At 59.4% G+C, this 16,105-nt stretch carries 19 protein-coding genes; 9 read left to right on the top strand and 10 right to left on the bottom strand.

Annotation, left to right across the window (positions count from 1 at the left end; all coding sequences use genetic code 11):
* Window positions 1-138: 138 nt before the first annotated feature.
* Window positions 139-1,005 carry a deoxyribonuclease IV gene (locus ACTNA2_RS03115; RefSeq protein ID WP_441048584.1) on the bottom strand — a complete coding sequence of 289 codons (867 nt, stop codon included), beginning with the start codon at window positions 1,003-1,005 and terminating at the stop codon, window positions 139-141.
* A 95-nt stretch (window positions 1,006-1,100) separates the two neighbouring features.
* Window positions 1,101-2,291 (bottom strand): aldo/keto reductase, encoded by a 1,191-nt coding sequence (locus tag ACTNA2_RS03110; RefSeq protein ID WP_441048583.1) that lies wholly within the window; start codon window positions 2,289-2,291, stop codon window positions 1,101-1,103.
* Between the two features lie 162 nt (window positions 2,292-2,453).
* Between ACTNA2_RS03110 and ACTNA2_RS03105 the strand changes: the two genes are divergently transcribed.
* Together ACTNA2_RS03105 and ACTNA2_RS03100 are read left to right on the top strand one after the other, a co-directional pair.
* The gene (locus tag ACTNA2_RS03105) at window positions 2,454-3,224 is read left to right on the top strand and encodes a cyclase family protein (RefSeq protein WP_441048582.1); all 771 of its coding nucleotides are present in this window, start codon (window positions 2,454-2,456) and stop codon (window positions 3,222-3,224) included.
* Between the two features lie 117 nt (window positions 3,225-3,341).
* The gene (locus ACTNA2_RS03100) at window positions 3,342-4,256 is read left to right on the top strand and encodes a ketopantoate reductase family protein (protein ID WP_441048581.1); all 915 of its coding nucleotides are present in this window, start codon (window positions 3,342-3,344) and stop codon (window positions 4,254-4,256) included.
* Window positions 4,257-4,347: 91 nt separating this feature from the next.
* Here ACTNA2_RS03100 and ACTNA2_RS03095 read toward each other — a convergent pair whose 3' ends face one another.
* The 3 genes from ACTNA2_RS03095 to ACTNA2_RS03085 form a co-directional block, all read right to left on the bottom strand.
* On the bottom strand, window positions 4,348-4,566 hold the full coding sequence (locus ACTNA2_RS03095) for a hypothetical protein (protein WP_154517389.1): 219 nt from the start codon (window positions 4,564-4,566) through the stop codon (window positions 4,348-4,350).
* Between the two features lie 185 nt (window positions 4,567-4,751).
* Window positions 4,752-5,528 carry a hypothetical protein gene (locus tag ACTNA2_RS03090; protein ID WP_427793856.1) on the bottom strand — a complete coding sequence of 259 codons (777 nt, stop codon included), beginning with the start codon at window positions 5,526-5,528 and terminating at the stop codon, window positions 4,752-4,754.
* A 312-nt stretch (window positions 5,529-5,840) separates the two neighbouring features.
* Entirely contained in the window at window positions 5,841-7,151 is a 1,311-nt protein-coding gene (locus ACTNA2_RS03085) for an O-acetylhomoserine aminocarboxypropyltransferase/cysteine synthase family protein (protein ID WP_427727780.1), read from the bottom strand.
* A gap of 274 nt (window positions 7,152-7,425) precedes the next feature.
* Between ACTNA2_RS03085 and ACTNA2_RS03080 the strand changes: the two genes are divergently transcribed.
* From ACTNA2_RS03080 to ACTNA2_RS03060, 5 genes are all read left to right on the top strand, one after another.
* Entirely contained in the window at window positions 7,426-8,373 is a 948-nt protein-coding gene (locus ACTNA2_RS03080; RefSeq protein WP_441048580.1) for a LysR family transcriptional regulator, read from the top strand.
* A 141-nt stretch (window positions 8,374-8,514) separates the two neighbouring features.
* Window positions 8,515-9,000, top strand: coding sequence for a ribonuclease HI (gene rnhA / locus ACTNA2_RS03075; protein ID WP_370450639.1), 486 nt, complete (start codon window positions 8,515-8,517; stop codon window positions 8,998-9,000).
* A 74-nt stretch (window positions 9,001-9,074) separates the two neighbouring features.
* Window positions 9,075-10,181 carry a Gfo/Idh/MocA family protein gene (locus ACTNA2_RS03070; protein ID WP_427795949.1) on the top strand — a complete coding sequence of 369 codons (1,107 nt, stop codon included), beginning with the start codon at window positions 9,075-9,077 and terminating at the stop codon, window positions 10,179-10,181.
* 2 nt (window positions 10,182-10,183) lie between these two features.
* Window positions 10,184-10,594, top strand: coding sequence for an acylphosphatase (locus ACTNA2_RS03065; RefSeq protein WP_427795950.1), 411 nt, complete (start codon window positions 10,184-10,186; stop codon window positions 10,592-10,594).
* A 61-nt stretch (window positions 10,595-10,655) separates the two neighbouring features.
* Entirely contained in the window at window positions 10,656-11,036 is a 381-nt protein-coding gene (locus ACTNA2_RS03060) for a Fur family transcriptional regulator (RefSeq protein WP_154517406.1), read from the top strand.
* Between the two features lie 75 nt (window positions 11,037-11,111).
* Here ACTNA2_RS03060 and ACTNA2_RS03055 read toward each other — a convergent pair whose 3' ends face one another.
* From ACTNA2_RS03055 to ACTNA2_RS03045, 3 genes are all read right to left on the bottom strand, one after another.
* Window positions 11,112-11,909: an HAD-IIB family hydrolase gene (locus ACTNA2_RS03055; protein WP_441048579.1), complete on the bottom strand. Its 798-nt coding sequence runs from the start codon at window positions 11,907-11,909 to the stop codon at window positions 11,112-11,114.
* 83 nt (window positions 11,910-11,992) lie between these two features.
* Window positions 11,993-12,571, bottom strand: a complete 579-nt coding sequence (locus ACTNA2_RS03050) for an urease accessory protein UreE (RefSeq protein WP_441048578.1) — start codon at window positions 12,569-12,571, stop codon at window positions 11,993-11,995.
* Window positions 12,572-12,574: 3 nt separating this feature from the next.
* Window positions 12,575-13,003: an FKBP-type peptidyl-prolyl cis-trans isomerase gene (locus ACTNA2_RS03045; protein WP_117640821.1), complete on the bottom strand. Its 429-nt coding sequence runs from the start codon at window positions 13,001-13,003 to the stop codon at window positions 12,575-12,577.
* 120 nt (window positions 13,004-13,123) lie between these two features.
* Here ACTNA2_RS03045 and ACTNA2_RS03040 point away from each other — a divergent pair, with 120 nt between their 5' ends.
* Window positions 13,124-14,137 (top strand): dipeptidase, encoded by a 1,014-nt coding sequence (locus ACTNA2_RS03040; protein WP_441048577.1) that lies wholly within the window; start codon window positions 13,124-13,126, stop codon window positions 14,135-14,137.
* 74 nt (window positions 14,138-14,211) lie between these two features.
* A complete protein-coding gene (locus ACTNA2_RS03035) occupies window positions 14,212-14,988 on the top strand; it encodes a M48 family metallopeptidase (RefSeq protein ID WP_441048576.1) in 777 nt (258 codons plus the stop codon).
* A 6-nt stretch (window positions 14,989-14,994) separates the two neighbouring features.
* Here the strand turns inward: ACTNA2_RS03035 and folB are convergent, their stop codons facing one another.
* Window positions 14,995-15,480, bottom strand: coding sequence for a dihydroneopterin aldolase (folB, locus tag ACTNA2_RS03030; protein WP_441048575.1), 486 nt, complete (start codon window positions 15,478-15,480; stop codon window positions 14,995-14,997).
* 43 nt (window positions 15,481-15,523) lie between these two features.
* Window positions 15,524-16,105 carry an HD domain-containing protein gene (locus tag ACTNA2_RS03025; RefSeq protein ID WP_195838586.1) on the bottom strand — a complete coding sequence of 194 codons (582 nt, stop codon included), beginning with the start codon at window positions 16,103-16,105 and terminating at the stop codon, window positions 15,524-15,526.

Raw genomic sequence — 16,105 nt, 5'->3', positions numbered from 1 at the left:
CCTTCCAATGGCCCCATGTGATTCAGGGGCCTGCAAAAACCGAGGGCTATTATGCACCCGCGTGAGAGAATCTGCAATTAGAAAACTGATTGAAACAAACCCATAACGTGAATGGAACACTCCGCTTTGTGACAGTCATTACTGCTGCAATGACCTTAACAGTTTAATTTCAGCCGCATAACCTGCAAGTTCGTTCGGCGTTTCCAAAATGAATGGCAATGATCGCAGGCGGCTATTCGATACAATATTCTGCATAGCCTGCATTCCACCGCCAAGTTCCTCGCTGCCGAGGTAACCCTTGCCGATGCACTCATGCCGGTCCTTATGGGCACCGCGGGGATTCTTGGAATCATTGATATGCACAGCGCGCAGGCGCTCGATACCCACCACACGATCGAACTCGTCGAGCACACCGTCAAGATCTTGGACGATATCATAGCCGGCGTCATTTACATGGCAGGTGTCCAGGCAAACGCCCAGCTTGGCCGACAGCTCGGGGCGCCTGTCAGCAACGCCCTCGATGATGATCGCCAGTTCCTCAAAGCTGCGGCCCACCTCGGTGCCCTTGCCGGCCATGGTCTCGAGCAGCACCGTCGTCTGCTGGCCCTCAAACATCACCTGGCACAGGGTGTCGACGATCATCTGAATGCCGGCGTCGGAGCCCTGTCCCACATGCGCACCGGGATGGAAATTGTAGTAGTTACCGGGCAGCGCTTCCAGACGCTGCAGATCCTCAGCCATGGCCTCCAGGGCAAACTCGCGCGCCCGCTCTTTGGCCGAGCAGGGGTTATAGGTATACGGAGCATGGGCCACGAGGGGACCAAAATCGTTTTGTTCCATAAGCTCGCGCAGGGCCGCCACGTCATCAATGTCAAGGTCTTTCGCCTTGCCGCCGCGCGGGTTGCGCGTAAAGAATGCAAAGGTATTGGCGCCAATGGATAGCGCCGTCTCCCCCATCGCCCGATAGCCCTTCGTCGTGGATAGGTGACACCCAATCGTCAGCATCCCCAGCTCCCCCTCATCAGTTACGGTGAAATAGTTCCTGTTGATGCCTTATTCTGCCGCAAACAGGAACTATTCCACCGCAAGTTATAAAAGGGTCATGAGGAGCGCGTTTTGCCGAAGGCCTTAAGCGCCGCCGTCACGGGGCCAGGCTGGAAACGTCGGCGCACATCGTCGAGACGCTCGGGAATATCGATGTGTTGCGGGCAGTGGCGTGCGCATTTGCCGCACTTGACGCAATTGCTCACCAACTTGGGCTCGCTTGTGCGCACCGCGCTCGCCGTAAAATACTGCGATAGACCCGTAAACCAGCTGTGCGCATAGCTTGCGTTGTAAGCGGCAAAACACCCAGGAATGTTGATGCCTTTAGGACACGGCATGCAATAGCCGCATCCCGTGCAGGGCACGCGATTCGATTTTTCAAACTCCGTCAGCACGTGCGCGATGGCATCGAGCTGAGTAGCTGTCATCGAATCCGGCAGGGCCCGATCGGCCAACGCCGCGTTCTCATCCACCTGCGCGGTATCGGTCATACCCGAAAGCAGCATCGTCACCTGAGGATGATTCCACACCCACGAAAGGCCCCAAGCGGCAGGAGTGCACAAATGTGGGTCACGGGCGCTATCGAGCACAGCGCGGGCCCGCGGCGGCAACTTACCTGCCAGACGTCCGCCCAAAAGCGGCTCCATTACAAATACCGCAAGCCCGCGTTCAGCAGCCGCCATGAGCCCCGCCGTCCCCGCCTGATAGTGCTCTCCAGCGTAGTTGTACTGGATCTGGCAAAAGTCCCACTCATAAGCATCGAGCATCGTGAGGAAGTCCGCCGCACTGCCGTGGTACGAAAAACCGATCCGGCGAATACGCCCCGCAGCCTTTTGGCGCACAATCCAATCCTCGATACCCAGTGCCACCACGCGTTCCCACTGGGCGGGCGAGGTGATGTTGTGCATGAGGTAGTAGTCGATATGGTCAGTCCGCAGGCGGCGCAGCTGCTCATCAAAAAAGCGGTCGAAATCCTCCGCGCACTTGCACGAGGCGTGCGGCAGCTTGGTCGCGAGCAAAACCTGGTCGCGCAGGCCCAAGCGCTCAAGCGAAGCGCCTACGCAAGCCTCGTTGCCGGGATAAAGATAAGCCGTATCCAGGTAATTTATCCCCTGCTCCACGGCGCGGGAAACGATAGCATCGGCTGTCTTCGCATCGGGGCGTCCCGGCGCACCGGGAAACCTCATGCACCCCAGCCCCAACGCCGAGATACGGTTACCGCTTTTGGGGTCAACGCGATACTGCACGGCCCCTCCTCCCCCATCGAAGCTCTGACGCGGCGAAACAAACCCGTCACGCCACCGAAACACATCGGAATCGCAATCGAGAACGTATCGTAACCCAACAGAAATCGAGTCGTCATGGCAGCGCTTTAACATCAGCAAAAAGTCCGATGAAAGGAGCCAGCCATGCCCACGCTCGACCTTTGGAACCTCGCCACCCAGCTCAAAAGCACCGATTACCGCTGGATCGACCTCACCCACACGCTCTCGTGCGACACCCCGCACTGGTTTGGCTTTAAGCCATTTGAGTCCACCAAGCTCTTCGACTACCTGCCCGGCACGCCCGAGGATATGCTCGCGCCCATGCGTTGCTTCCAGTATTCGGTCGCCTCGCAGTACGGCACCCACGTCGATGCGCCGCGCCACTTTCATGTTGACGGCCGCTCCCTCGGCGAGATCGAGCCCGTCGAGTTTATGCATCCGCTCTGCGTGATCGATAAGCACGAGGAGTGCGCCGCAAACCCCGACTTTATCCTGACTATCGATGACCTCAAAGCTTGGGAGGGCGAGCACGGTCGCATTCCCGAGGACGCTTTCGTCGCCTTCCGCTCCGACTGGTCCAAGCTCGCCGACCTCGAAAACAAGGACGAGGACGGCCAGCCCCACTACCCCGGCTGGGACCTCGACGCCATCAAATGGCTTGTAGAAGAGCGCAACATCGGCGCTATCGGCCACGAGCCGGCAGACACCGACCCCGCATCCGTGACCACACGCGAGGACGCCTACCCCTACCCCGGCGAGCAGTACATCCTCTCGGTTGACCGCTATCAGATTGAGGTCATGGACCATCTGGACGAGCTTCCCGCCACAGGCGCCGTCATCTTCTGCACCTTCCCCAAGGTGCGCGATGGCGTTGGATATCCCGCGCGCGTTTTTGCCATCTGCCCCGCGGCATAAGTTCCCATGCATTTGTTCTTCTAAATTCAGCCTCCGGTGTACGCCACATGCCCCAGCGGCATACAATCCATCAGGCGCCCCATATGCGGGCGCCTTTTATATGGGGAGATGATTCACATGCAGATCAACAAGGTCGCCTTTATCGGCAAGGGTGGCGTCGGCCTGCTCTACGGCAGCATGATTGCCAAGACCCTCGGCAACGATGCCGTCGAATACGTCATGGATGACGCGCGTTTCGAGCGCCACGTGGGCGATGCGCTCACCGTCAACGGAAAGCCCTGCACGCTCAAGTCCGTCCGCGCCAGCGAGGCAACGCCCGCCGATCTGGTCATTCTCACGGTCAAGACGACGGGGCTCAACCAAGCACTCAAGACTATGGAGCGCGTCGTGGGACCCAACACGCTCATCGCCTCGCTGTGCAACGGCATTACGAGCGAGCAGAAAATAGCCGAGCGCTTTGGCTGGAAGCACACCGTCCTGGGCATCTGCCAGGGCATGGACGCCGTATTCCTTAACGGCGCGCTCACCTTTACCAATGCGGGCGAGATTCGCTTTGGCGCGGCAGCAGGCACCGAGCCCGCAACCGTCACCGCCATCGATGAGCTCTACACGCGCTGCGGCATCGCCCATACCGTCGAGAGCGACATTGCGCACCGCATGTGGGCCAAACTCATGCTCAACGATGGCATCAACCAGACCTGCATGGCCTACGGCGGCACGTACGGGAGCGCCACGGAACAGGACTCCGAGCAGCGTCGCTGCTTTGTTTCCGCCATGCGCGAGACACTTGCGGTCGCCAACGCCGAGGGCGTTGGGCTTACCGAGGCAGACCTGACGCAGATGGTGCACCTCATCGAGGGAATCGATCCCGCCGGCATGCCCTCGATGGCGCAGGACCGCATCGCACAACGTAAAACCGAAGTCGAGGAGTTCGCGGGCACCATTTGCCGCCTGGCGGCCAAACACGATATCCAAGTGCCGCAAAACGATTGGCTCTACCAGAGGATTCGCGAAATAGAAAGCAGCTGGTAGCCCCGCCCGCACGGCGACGCGCGCAATGTAAGCAGACAGGCCTTCGCGAGGATCCCATCGCTCGCGAAGGCCTGTCGCATTTAGGCCGAGGCTAAAACTGAGGCTCGTTTTGCGACTCCGGGACCTCGTCCTCGTCATCGCGGCAAAGCACCACGCCGGCGCTTCCCAACAGCGCCGCTGCAATCAAGGCGCTCACAACCACAGGAGCAGCACCCGTAGTGGACTGCAAGCCGGCAACTAACGCCGCCGTCGGACCAAGACATCCGATCAAAAGGGCAACGACGGCAATAGCGACATCTCGAGCGTTCATGGGATCACTTCCTCCACGAGAAAGACCTTGTTTCTCATGACTTAGTGTGCCCCGCGCCCATATGCCCAACGTAGTGCCACGGTAAGGGCTCTGTTAACCCAAATGCATATAAAAACGGGCGACTTTACATTGCCCGAAAGCTCAGTAAAGACGCCCGTCCATCATGTGCAATCGATGCCGACAGATTACCAACCGGTGTAGTAATCGGTAGTTCCGGCTGCGCAACCCGAATCGTAGACCTTGCACTCGCCCTTAGAGCCCGTAAAGGTCGAGCCCTGGGACTTATCGCTCGCAGCCACCACGTAGTAGCCGTCGGAATCACGCCAAAAGCCCTCGGAATCCAGCGTCCACTCACCCGTGCGGTGGTGATACAACACGTTGCTGCTGTAATAGGTCTCGCGACGACCGTTGTAGTTATTGACGCCGCTCGAGCGCGTCAGGCCCGAGCCGTTCGCGTAATACGCAGCAGACGCGTAAGACGAGCCGGAGCCGGCGTTGTAATACGAAGCCTGAACGGCCTCGGCAGCTTCTGCCTCGACGGCCGCAGCCTCGAGCGCCTCGCGCTTAGCATCCTCGAGCGTGGAGCGAAGCTCGTCGAGCTCGGCCGACTTCGCGTCGACCTCCTCCATCGTCAAAAGACTGCCCGCACCGTCGATACAACCCTGCAGTACAGCGCGCTCGTCATCGGTGGCATAGTCACCGTACATGTTCATGATGATCTGCGCGCGGACCTCTAGGGAATCGCGCTTGGCCCCCATCGAGGCGTTCCACTCCTGCATGGAGCCAAAGCCGTCGCTACGATAGTCGACGGGCTGCATCAGGGTCGCCTCGGACGGCGTTGATCCGACCGCGTCGGACAGTGTTGCCGCGTGGGCATCGGTTACGCCGGCACCCACTAAAAGCGCCACGGCAAGCGTGGCAGAAAGGGCGGCGGCCTTCGGTTTTCGTGAATCGATCCTCATGTAGCTGGAAACCTCCGTAGTGAGTTTTTGCTGCGTTTAAGCTGCGTGTGATTCGATCGCGCTGCATAGTACCCCGAGTAAATCGCGACCTGCGGTTTTTCTCAAAAGGTGCACGTCATTTGCGTAAAACTCACATCCTCTCAACAGGAGTTTTCCACAACTCGCATGCATAAATCATGCCAAAAACCCTGTAATAGCGCCCCTCCTATGCAAAAAAGGCGCCTGCGCAACCATTGTTCGCGCAGGCGCCTTGAGCAGGCATTTTATGCAGTTATACCTATCGAGTCGCAAGGGGCCCTTGCACAAGTCGCCCTACTCGTCCAGCGCGGCAAAGGCCTGCTTCAGATCCCAAATGATGTCCTCGGCGTTCTCGGTACCAATGGAAAGACGGATTGTAGAGGGCGTAATGTTCTGCTCGGCAAGCTCCTCGGCAGAGAGCTGGGAGTGCGTGGTGGTAGCCGGGTGCACGACGAGCGACTTGACGTCGGCTACGTTGGCGAGCAGCGAGAACACCTGCAGGTGGTCGATGAACTTCCAAGCAGCCTCCTGGCCGCCCTTGATCTCGAAGGTGAAGATCGAGGCGCCGCCACGGGGGAAATACTTCTGGTACAGCTCATGGTCGGGGTGCTCGGGCAGGCTCGGGTGGTTCACCTTGGCAACATGGCCGTCACCGATCAGGAACTCAACGACCTTCTTGGTGTTCTCGACATGGCGGTCAACGCGCAGCGACAGGGTCTCGGTGCCCTGGAGCAGGACCCAGGCGTTAAACGGGCTAATGCAGGCGCCCTCGTCACGCAGCAAGATAGCACGGACATAGGTCGCGAAGGCAGCGGGGCCGGCGGCCTCGGCAAACGAGACGCCATGGTAGGAGGGATTGGGCTCGGCGATCTGCGCATACTTGCCGCTCGCCTTCCAGTCAAAGTTGCCGCCATCGATAATCACGCCGCCCAACGAGGTGCCGTGGCCGCCAATAAACTTAGTTGCAGAGTGAACGACGATGTTGGCGCCGTGCTCCAGCGGACGGAACAGATACGGGGTGCCGAAGGTGTTATCGACAACAACCGGAAGACCATGCTTCTTAGCGACCTCGGAGATAGCGTCGATGTTGGGGATATCGGAGTTGGGGTTACCGAGCGTCTCGAGGTAAATGACCGTGGTGTTGTCCCTGATGGCGCCCTCGACCTCGTCCAGGTTGTGGGCATCGACGAAGGTGGTCTCGACACCAAACTGGGAGAGCGTGTGCTCCAGCAGGTTGTAGGAACCACCGTAGATGGTCTTTTGGGCCACCACATGGTCGCCGGCCTGAGCGAGGGCCTGCAGGGTATAGGTGATGGCGGCGGCGCCAGAGGCGACGGCGAGGCCGGCAACGCCGCCCTCGAGCGCGGCAATGCGGTCCTCAAAGACGCCCTGGGTGGAGTTGGTCAGACGACCGTAGATATTACCGGCGTCGGCAAGGCCAAAGCGGTCAGCGGCGTGCTGGGAGTTGCGGAACACATAGCTCGTGGTCTGGTAGATAGGCACGGCGCGGGAATCGGATGCGGGGTCGGCGCTCTCCTGGCCAACGTGCAGCTGCAGGGTGTCGAAACCAAAGGTGTGCTCGGGGTTGTTGATAAACTGGCTCATGATGATCTCCTTGATCGAACAAAAGTAATAAGAGTAAGAGAAGTAAGTCGCCGTCTCCTGATCACGCCGACGGGCGCAAGCAGGAGCCCGGCATTCGTCTTAGTAAGCAGTTCATATGCGGTCCTCCTTTTGACATCCCGTTCTCGTGGTCGGCTTAATTACCTACCGCCTTTGTGTGTTTTGAATAGTACGAGCATTGTTTCGCGCGGTCAATCACTTAAAAGCGCTAACCTGTTATCGGTTTTTTAGATAGCTATCGAAAGGACGGGTGCCGATGACCCTCCAGCAGCTTCGTTTTCTTATCGCCGTGGCAGAATCCGGCTCAATTAACGCCGCAGCTCAGCGCCTCTATACCGCGCAATCCAATATCTCCAACGCCCTCAAAAGCCTAGAGCAGGAGCTCCGTCTGGAAATCTTTACGCGCTCCAGCCGCGGCGTCACACTCACCAACGACGGCACCGAGCTTTTAGGCTATGCGCGCCAGGTCGTAGAGCAGGCCGATATGCTCGAGGCCCGCTACGAGGACGGCGGCACACCCCAGGCACGCCTTGCCGTCTCGGCCCAGCACTACGCTTTTTCGGTCGAGGCCTTTGTCAACGTCGTCGAGCGCTGCCGCGACAGTAAGTTCGAGTTCATCATGCGCGAGACCACCACGTCGCAGATCATCGACGACGTCCGCGCATTTCGCAGCGATATCGGCATTCTGTATCTGGATGACTTTAACGCCCGCGTCCTGCAGAAGGCCTTCGCCGACGCCCGCGCAAGCTTCCATCCCCTCTTCGATGCAACGGTCCACGTCTTCGTTAGCGAGCGCCATCCGCTCGCACGCCGCCCCCAGCTATCGCTTGCCGACCTTACGCCCTATACGCGCTACAGCTTTGAGCAGGGGACCTCAAACTCCTTCTATTACGCCGAGGAGCCGTTTAGCTATATCCCCTGCGACCGCAACATCCGCGTTTCCGACCGTGGCACGCTCACCAATCTGCTCATCACGTCGAACGGTTACACTTTGTCGACCGGTGTCCTCTCCAATGAAATGCAATGGGGCATGGCATCGATCCCGTTGGCAGACGCTCCAACGATGCGCGTGGGCTACATCATGCACGATGAGCGCAAGCCCTCTCCCCTGCTGCGGCAATACCTCGACGAACTCGAACGCATCATCCACGAAAACCAACCATTTGGGGACGGGATAGAAATGGCAGATTTAAAAGCCCTCTAGCTCTTGACAATTCAGGTCGCCCATCTTTCTTGACGACAACGTCTCCACCATCCTTGTGGAGCGGCGCGCCTCGCATAAAACAGGATGGACCGGGCGCTACAATAGACAGCCGCAAGAGAGGAACTCGACGAAAGGAAGTCTGTGAAGGTCATCATCTATACCGACGGCTCAGCTCGATCCAATCCGGGACGCGGTGGCTACGGCGCCGTGCTCAAATACACCAACCCCGCCGGCAAGACCTTCACCTCCGAGCTTTCGCGTGGCTACGCCAAGACCACCAACAACCGCATGGAGCTCATGGCGGTCATCGTGGCGCTCGAGGCGCTCAACCGTCCCTGCGAGGTGGAGGTCCACTCCGACTCGCAGTACGTCGTCAACGCCTTTAACAGGCACTGGATCGACGGCTGGAAAAAGCGCGGGTGGAAAACTGCCAACAAGCAGCCCGTTAAGAACCGCGACCTGTGGGAGCGCCTGCTTGCCGCAAAGAGCAAGCATAAGGTGGAGTTCATCTGGGTTAAGGGGCATGCCGGCCACGAGCTCAACGAGCGCTGCGACGAGCTCGCCACCACCGCGGCCGATGGAGTCAACCTCGATATCGACACCGGCTTTAACGAGAGCGACCTGTAATAGCGTTTTCGCGCAGCTTTATATCCCCACGCGCTACACTCATCCTGTAGACCAAAACAACGCAAGGGGGACGTATGCTGCGCATCGCGACCATCGGCACATCCATGATCACCGACGACTTTATCCAGGTCGTCAATGCCAACGACCAGGCTGTATTCGTAGGCACGCTCTCGCGCAACGCCGAGCGCGGCGCCGCCTTTACTGCCGAGCACGGCGGCGAACGAAACTTTACTTCACTTGATGAGCTTGCAGCAGCCGCCGACGTCGACGCCGTCTATATCGGCAGCCCAAACGCACTTCACTACGAGCAGGCCCTTGCCTGCATCGCCAGCGGCAAGCACGTCATCGTCGAGAAGCCCTTCTGCGCCACCGAAGCACAGGCGCTGGAAGTCTTCCGCGCCGCCGAGGCGGCGGGCGTCGTAGCCCTCGAGGCCATGCGCCCGCTCCATGACCCCGCTTTCCACGCCATCGAGGACGCCCTGGGCGAGATTGCGCCCATTCGTCGCGCCTCACTGCGCTTTGGCAAGTATTCTTCACGCTACAACGAGGTTCTCGCGGGACGCGCCACCAACATCTTCGACTGCCACATGGCCTCGGGCTCCCTCATGGATATTGGCGTCTACACCGTCGAGCCCATGGTCGAGATTTTCGGCATGCCCTCAGGCCTTACGAGCATGGCTACTCTGCTCGACCCCACCACGCAAGAGCTCACCCATGGCCCCATCGATGGCTGCGGTTCCATCCTCGCCAGCTACGGCGGTGGCCGTATCTCCGTCGAGCTCGCGCACTCCAAAATTACGAATGACCTACTGCCCTCGCAGATCGAAGGCGAGCGTGGCACTATCCAGATTGACCATCTGTCCACGCCCCGCAACGTCCGCATCGACTATCGCGGCGATGTCGTACGCGGCTCGGCAACCGAGGCGCCGCGCGAACAGAGCGACAACGGCCGCGTGCTCGACCTGCCCAAATCGAGCAACACCATGGAATACGAACTCGCAGACTTTATCACCGCCATCGGCGGCATCGATAACGTCAAAGAAGAGATTTGGGAGACCCCGGCGGGACGTCACGAGCTTGGCCACTATCGCGATGTCACGCTTGTCTCGCTGCGCATCATGGATGCCGTGCGCCAACAGACCGGCATTACCTTCCCCGCCGATTCTGTCAAGCAGGCCTAGCGATGGGTATTTTCGACAAGCTTTTCTCGGGCGTCGCCGGCGGCAGCCGCGAGCCCCAAAAGCCCTCTGGCGTCGAGCTCGAGCTGCGCCGCAGGCTTACTGTGCTCGCAAGCGACGAGGCCACTCAAGACACTCCCCTGCGCTATTTCCTGCGCTGGGAGGGGCAAGTCCAAGGCGTTGGTTTTCGCTTTACCAACACCAACCTCGCGCAGGCACGCGCACTCACCGGCTGGGTGCGTAACATGGAAGACGGCTCAGTCGAGATGGAGATACAGGGAGCTCCGGCAAACATCCTATCTCATCTCGAGGCGCTTCATGCCTCCTACGAGCGCATGGGAACGCGTTTTCGCCTCGTAGACGCCCAGGTCCGAGCCCCACTTGCCAATGAAGACGGTTTCACTCCTCATTATTAGTATTGTGTGCTAAATACGGTATCATTTACCTACGACCGTTAATAGAAAAGAGGCGAGGCGCATGGCGGTGCAAAGAAGGAATACCAGGCAGCGAAAGCTAGTTCTTGATGCCGTGCGCCAAAGCTACAACCATCCCACCGCCGAAGAGATCTACAACGCTGTGCGCGCGCAGGATGACAAAATCAGCCGCGGTACGGTCTACCGCAACCTCAATCTCTTGGCCGATGCCGGGGAGATTCTCTCGATTAAAACGCCGGGCGGCAGCCGCTTCGATCGTGCCATCGAGCCGCATGCGCATATCATCTGCACCTCGTGTGGCCGCGTCATCGATGTGCCGCTCCCCTTCAATACCCAGCTCGACGCCAGGGCATCCGAACAAATCGGATGGAGCGTCAGCTCGCACTACACCATCTTCGAGGGCCTCTGCCCCAACTGTAGGTAGATTTTGGGGCATGCCTTAAAATCAACTTTTCACCGATTGCGGCAAAAGGAAGATTTCCAGGCATGTCCCAAATGTCTACTCAGCAAGTAGGCGACGCAGCTCTTCTTCGACCGTGCGCACGTAACGGACGCGGTCGTTGATACCGCGCATACTGGGATTGCAGCTCTCCATCAGATAGGGATGGCCCACCACGTTGAGCATGTCGCGGTCGTTTTCATTATCGCCAAACGCCATCATTTCGTTAGGTGAGATCCCCAGCGCACGACCATAATCGGCAAGCGCGGACCCCTTGCCCGAATCAAAGCCGATAAAGTCGGTCCATTCGGTTCCCGACGTCATCACATCGACCCGGTCGCCAAAGCGACGGACGAAATACTCCAGCGCCGTCGGCTGCTCTGTCTCGGGCGTTTGAAACGCGATCTTAATGACGTCCTCGTCGATGTCCTCGGGGCGGTCGACCACCGCCACATCGCAATGGACCTCGTAGCGCAAATGGTCGACGAATGCATCGTTGCCGCTCATGGTGTAGAGGTGTCCCTCGCAGGAAAGGGTCACGTCGGCATGGGGATACGCAACCACGGCATTCGCGATATCCATAGCAAGGTTACGCTCCATGGAACGCTTGACAACGGCACGCCCCTCGCTCATCACGAGGGCTCCGTTTTCGCATACATAGGCGAGCTCATCGGCCACCGGGGCAAACAGATAGCGCAAGCTCGCATATTGACGGCCGCTCGCCGGCATAAACACGATGCCACGACGATGCAGCTCATCGATGAGCTCAAAGGCCTCGGAACGCGGCTCGCACTCCCCCGGATGCAGCAACGTGCCGTCCAAATCGCATGCAATCAGCTTGATTCCCTCAAGACCCATATGCTTTCCCCCACAGCACCTCATCAACAGCAAGACGGACTTTGAATAGCTGCCTCTCAAAGTCCGTCTTGCCCATACGCACGTTAACCGCGCGCCTTTTTTACAATCGTAAAGTCGGGAGCCATGCTCACAACGGCATACGCCGCACTCGACGCAAAACGCCGGTCCGTATCGAGTTCACGGCTAACCACCGAGAGCATAACGCCCTCGACGCCCCGGAGCATGCGGCCCAAAACAGGCTGCACCGGCGTATACATGCGCACGGTATGCTCGTCCGAATCGCCTCGGAAAAGCGGCGCATGCATGTTGCCGATCTCCCAGCACGCATGCGCGAGCGCAATCGGATCCATGCGGTCGACTTCGACCAAATAGACCTCGGCGCTGCGCAGGCGCACGACAACCGCCACGGGCACCATGCCCGAACGGTCGATGGCGAGCACGTCGCCGTCGGCAAGACGACTGCCGTCGGCAGCATCTAGCCGAACATCGACCGTGCGCCCCAGCTCCGTCACGCCCGCAAACGCGCATACGTCAGCCTGGTCCCAATCGAGCAGCAGCTCGTCAACTTCAAAGATGCCACCCAGCTCCCGACGAAGCAGGAGTTCATAGGACGGATCGTTGAGATTTCCCAAGCATGTCGTCGAAACCAAGCGTTCAGGCATACTCTAATCCTCGACCTCGACGAGCTCGATATCAAAGTTGAGATCCTTGCCGGCCAGCTCGTGGTTAGCATCGAGCGTCACGGCCTCGGGCGTCACATCGATGACAACGGCAGGGACAGGCATGCCGCTCGGCGTGGACAGGAAGAGCTTCATGCCCTTCTCGATCTGCTCGATGTTGGGAACCTGCTCGGCCGGGAAGGTGATAACCATCTCGGGATTGTGCTCGCCGTAGGCATCGGCAGCAGGAATGTGCACGGTCTTCTTCTCGCCCACCTGCATGTCGACAACGGCGGCATCGAAGCCCTTGATCATCTGACCGGCACCGCAGGTGAACTCCAGCGGCTCGCCGCGATCGTAGGAGCTATCGAACTGCGTGCCGTCGTCGAGCGTGCCGCGATAATGAGTCTTGACCTTCTTGCCCTGGTTGGACATGGAAACCTCCGTGATAAGGGCGGCACACAACGCGGGCCGCCATGAACGTATGGCGCTAACTATACCCTAGTCATACAATTCGAAGACAGTTTGCAAAGAAACGCTGCAACCGGAGGAACCATGGCATATCCCGTATTTGACTTGCACTGCGACACCGCCGACCGCATCGGCTGGGCCACGCTCGATCTCGACCTGCGCTTTACCGCCGGCACCGACGGTTATTTCCCCGGCGACGAGACGCATCCGCAAGATTTCGACCTCATCGAGGGCAACGCCTGCGCCATCTCGCTCACAAAGATCGGCAACACACCGTGGGCACAGTGCTTCGCCACGTTTGTCCCCGACGAGATTCCCTCCGCCCACGCCGCGCGCTTCCAGGCACAGATCATGGCGCATATGAGCGGCCAGGCCATGCTCAACCACGATCGCATGGTCAACGTGCGCAGCGCCGCAGACATTCGTCCCGCGCTCAAGGACGGCAAGGTCGCCTGCATCCACACCATCGAAAACGCCACGTTCTTTGCCGAGGACCCCGCACTGATCGAGGTGCTCAAGAGCTTGGGCGTACTCATATCATCACTCAGCTGGAACGCGCAGGGGCCGCTCGCGAGCGGACACGATACCCACGCCGACCTCACCGCCGCCGGCATCGAGGCACTTACGCAGATGGAGCACGCCGGCATGGTGCTTGACGTCTCCCATCTCAACGATGAGTGCTTTGACGAGGTCGCCGTCCGCGCCACGCGTCCCTTCGTCGCCAGCCACTCCAACTCCCGTGCGGTTTGCGGCGCCAAACGCAACCTTACCGACGACCAGTTCCGCACCATTCGCGACATGGGTGGCATCGTCGGCCTCAACTACTGCAGCGAGTTCCTTTCCAACGACGCAACCGACAAGACCGCCGCAGACGTCACCTTCGATCAGCTGGCGGCACATATCGAGCACTGGCTCGACCTGGGCGGCGAGGACGTCATCGCGCTCGGCGGCGACTGGGACGGCGCCACGGTGCCCGCTTTCCTCTCCGATGCCAGCAAGATGCCCGAGTTCCAGAACATGCTCTCCAAGCATTTTGGCAAGACCGTGATGCAAAAGCTCTGCAGCGACAACGCGCTTGCCTTCTTTGAGCGTTATTAATTTCACATCCCTTGAGCGGGCCGGCATGCCGAACGGTCGACATGCCGGCCCGTCCCCAATCTGAAGGACCGCTTTTGACGCAGCAGTTTACGATTTCCGTATCCCGACCGGATGGGATGCCCATCCCCGTCGTCGTTACCAAAAAGCGTGTCAAGAACTTCAACCTACGCGTCACATCGAGCGGTGAGGTCCACGCCAGTGCGCCGCTCGGTGCCAGCCGCGAGCGTATCGAAGCATTTGTGAAGCGCAACAGCGCCTGGATTATCAGCCGACTTGCCCAGCGCGAGCAACGTCAGGCGACGGAGCGAGAGCCGCTCAGCCCCTCGTCCATCATTGCGCTTTGGGGCAAGCCCATCACGGTACAAGATGCGCTCGATCACAACTTTGCATTACCCGCACCGCGACCCAAACAGGCCACCTTCGCAAGTTTTATGGGTACCGACGAGCCAAGTGGGCGCGCGCAGGCAAAGCAGCGCACGGCCCTCGACGGCCTAACGCCCGATGAGCTCCAAGCCCGCATCGACCAGCTCTATACATCCGAGGTCACCACGGCGCTGCGCGATATGGTGCGCACATACGAAATCGCAATGGGTGTCGCCGCTTCCCGCGCTTCCGTGCGCAGCATGAAAACGCGCTGGGGCTCGTGTACGCCCAAAACCGGTGCCATTCGCATCGCACGCGAGCTTGCCGCCTACCCCGTCGAGTGCCTTGACATGGTTGTCGCCCACGAGCTCGTCCACTTGCTCGAGCCAAGCCACAATCAGCGGTTTCACGCCCTGCTCGACACGTACTGCCCCAACAATAGAGCTCTGTCGCAGCGGCTCAAGCAGCCACCCATAGAGACGTATTAGAACCGGTTAGCGCACGCGCTCGATCTCGACACCGCAGCTTGCCAGGGGAAGACCGACGGGCGCCCAAGGCTTATCGAGCTTAACACGCACACCGAGCAGCAGAGGGTAACGACGTAGCAGCATCTGGGCCACGCCCTCGGCTGCGGCCTCGATGAGCTTAAACGTATGCTCGCGCAGATAGCCATCGACATCGTGGCACACCGAGCCGTAGTCAATCGAGGCATCCAGGTTATCGTGCTCCCCTGCTGCACGCAGGTCGGCATAGAGCACCAAGGACACGATGAACTTCTGACCCAGGGCGTTCTCCTCGGGATACACGCCGTGGTTGGCAAAGACCTCAAGACCTTCAACGGTGATGCGATCGGCATGGCGCAGATCGTCATAGCTCACGTGGGGCACCGCCGTTGCGGTGGATATTTCGCCCCTTCCACGGCGGGCGAGCTCGGCGCCTTCAGTCTTGGTTGCATTCTCGGGCAGTTTCTTGTTACCCATCGCGATCGTCTCCTTCGTTTAGAACCCCGACCGCGCAAACCAACTACACGCGAATCGACAGGTTCTTTTTATCATCGCTCCAGTTGCAGGCATTGCGCGCGGGGCATGCAAAGCAGGCGCGCGACGCTTTGTCGGCTGCATAGAGCAGACGCTCAAGCGGTTGGCTGTTCACGCGCAGCTTTCTATGGCCTAAAATGGCCGTCTTAATGGCCGCGGCATCGGCCGGATCAAATGCCACGTCATCGGGCATGCCGCCAAGAATCGCATCAGCGACGCGCTCGCTTGCAACATCATGGGATATACCCGATTCATACTGTTCATCTTTGCCGATATCGTGAAGAAGTGCCGTGGCGTAGATGACCTCGCGGTCAAATTCGAGCTGTTCCTCAAGATTCTTAATCCACATAATGCGCGCGACATCCAGCAGATGGTCAATACCGTGGCGGCAGAAGATGCGCCCCGATTCCAACTGTGCAATGTTGCCCAGGTGCCGCCGGAACAGCCCGTTGGCACAAATGTAATCAATGCGAGGCATGGCGCCAAAGGGAGTCAGGCCCGAAGCCATAAAGCCGCGACGCGGCGTCCCCTCATCGGTCTTCGATGTAAAGTCGTTGACGACTCTCAT

Origin of the sequence: Collinsella sp. HCP28S3_E9, from assembly GCF_052065455.1 — a bacterium.
Classification (GTDB): domain Bacteria; phylum Actinomycetota; class Coriobacteriia; order Coriobacteriales; family Coriobacteriaceae; genus Collinsella.
This window is presented reverse-complemented; position numbering and strand designations above follow the sequence as displayed.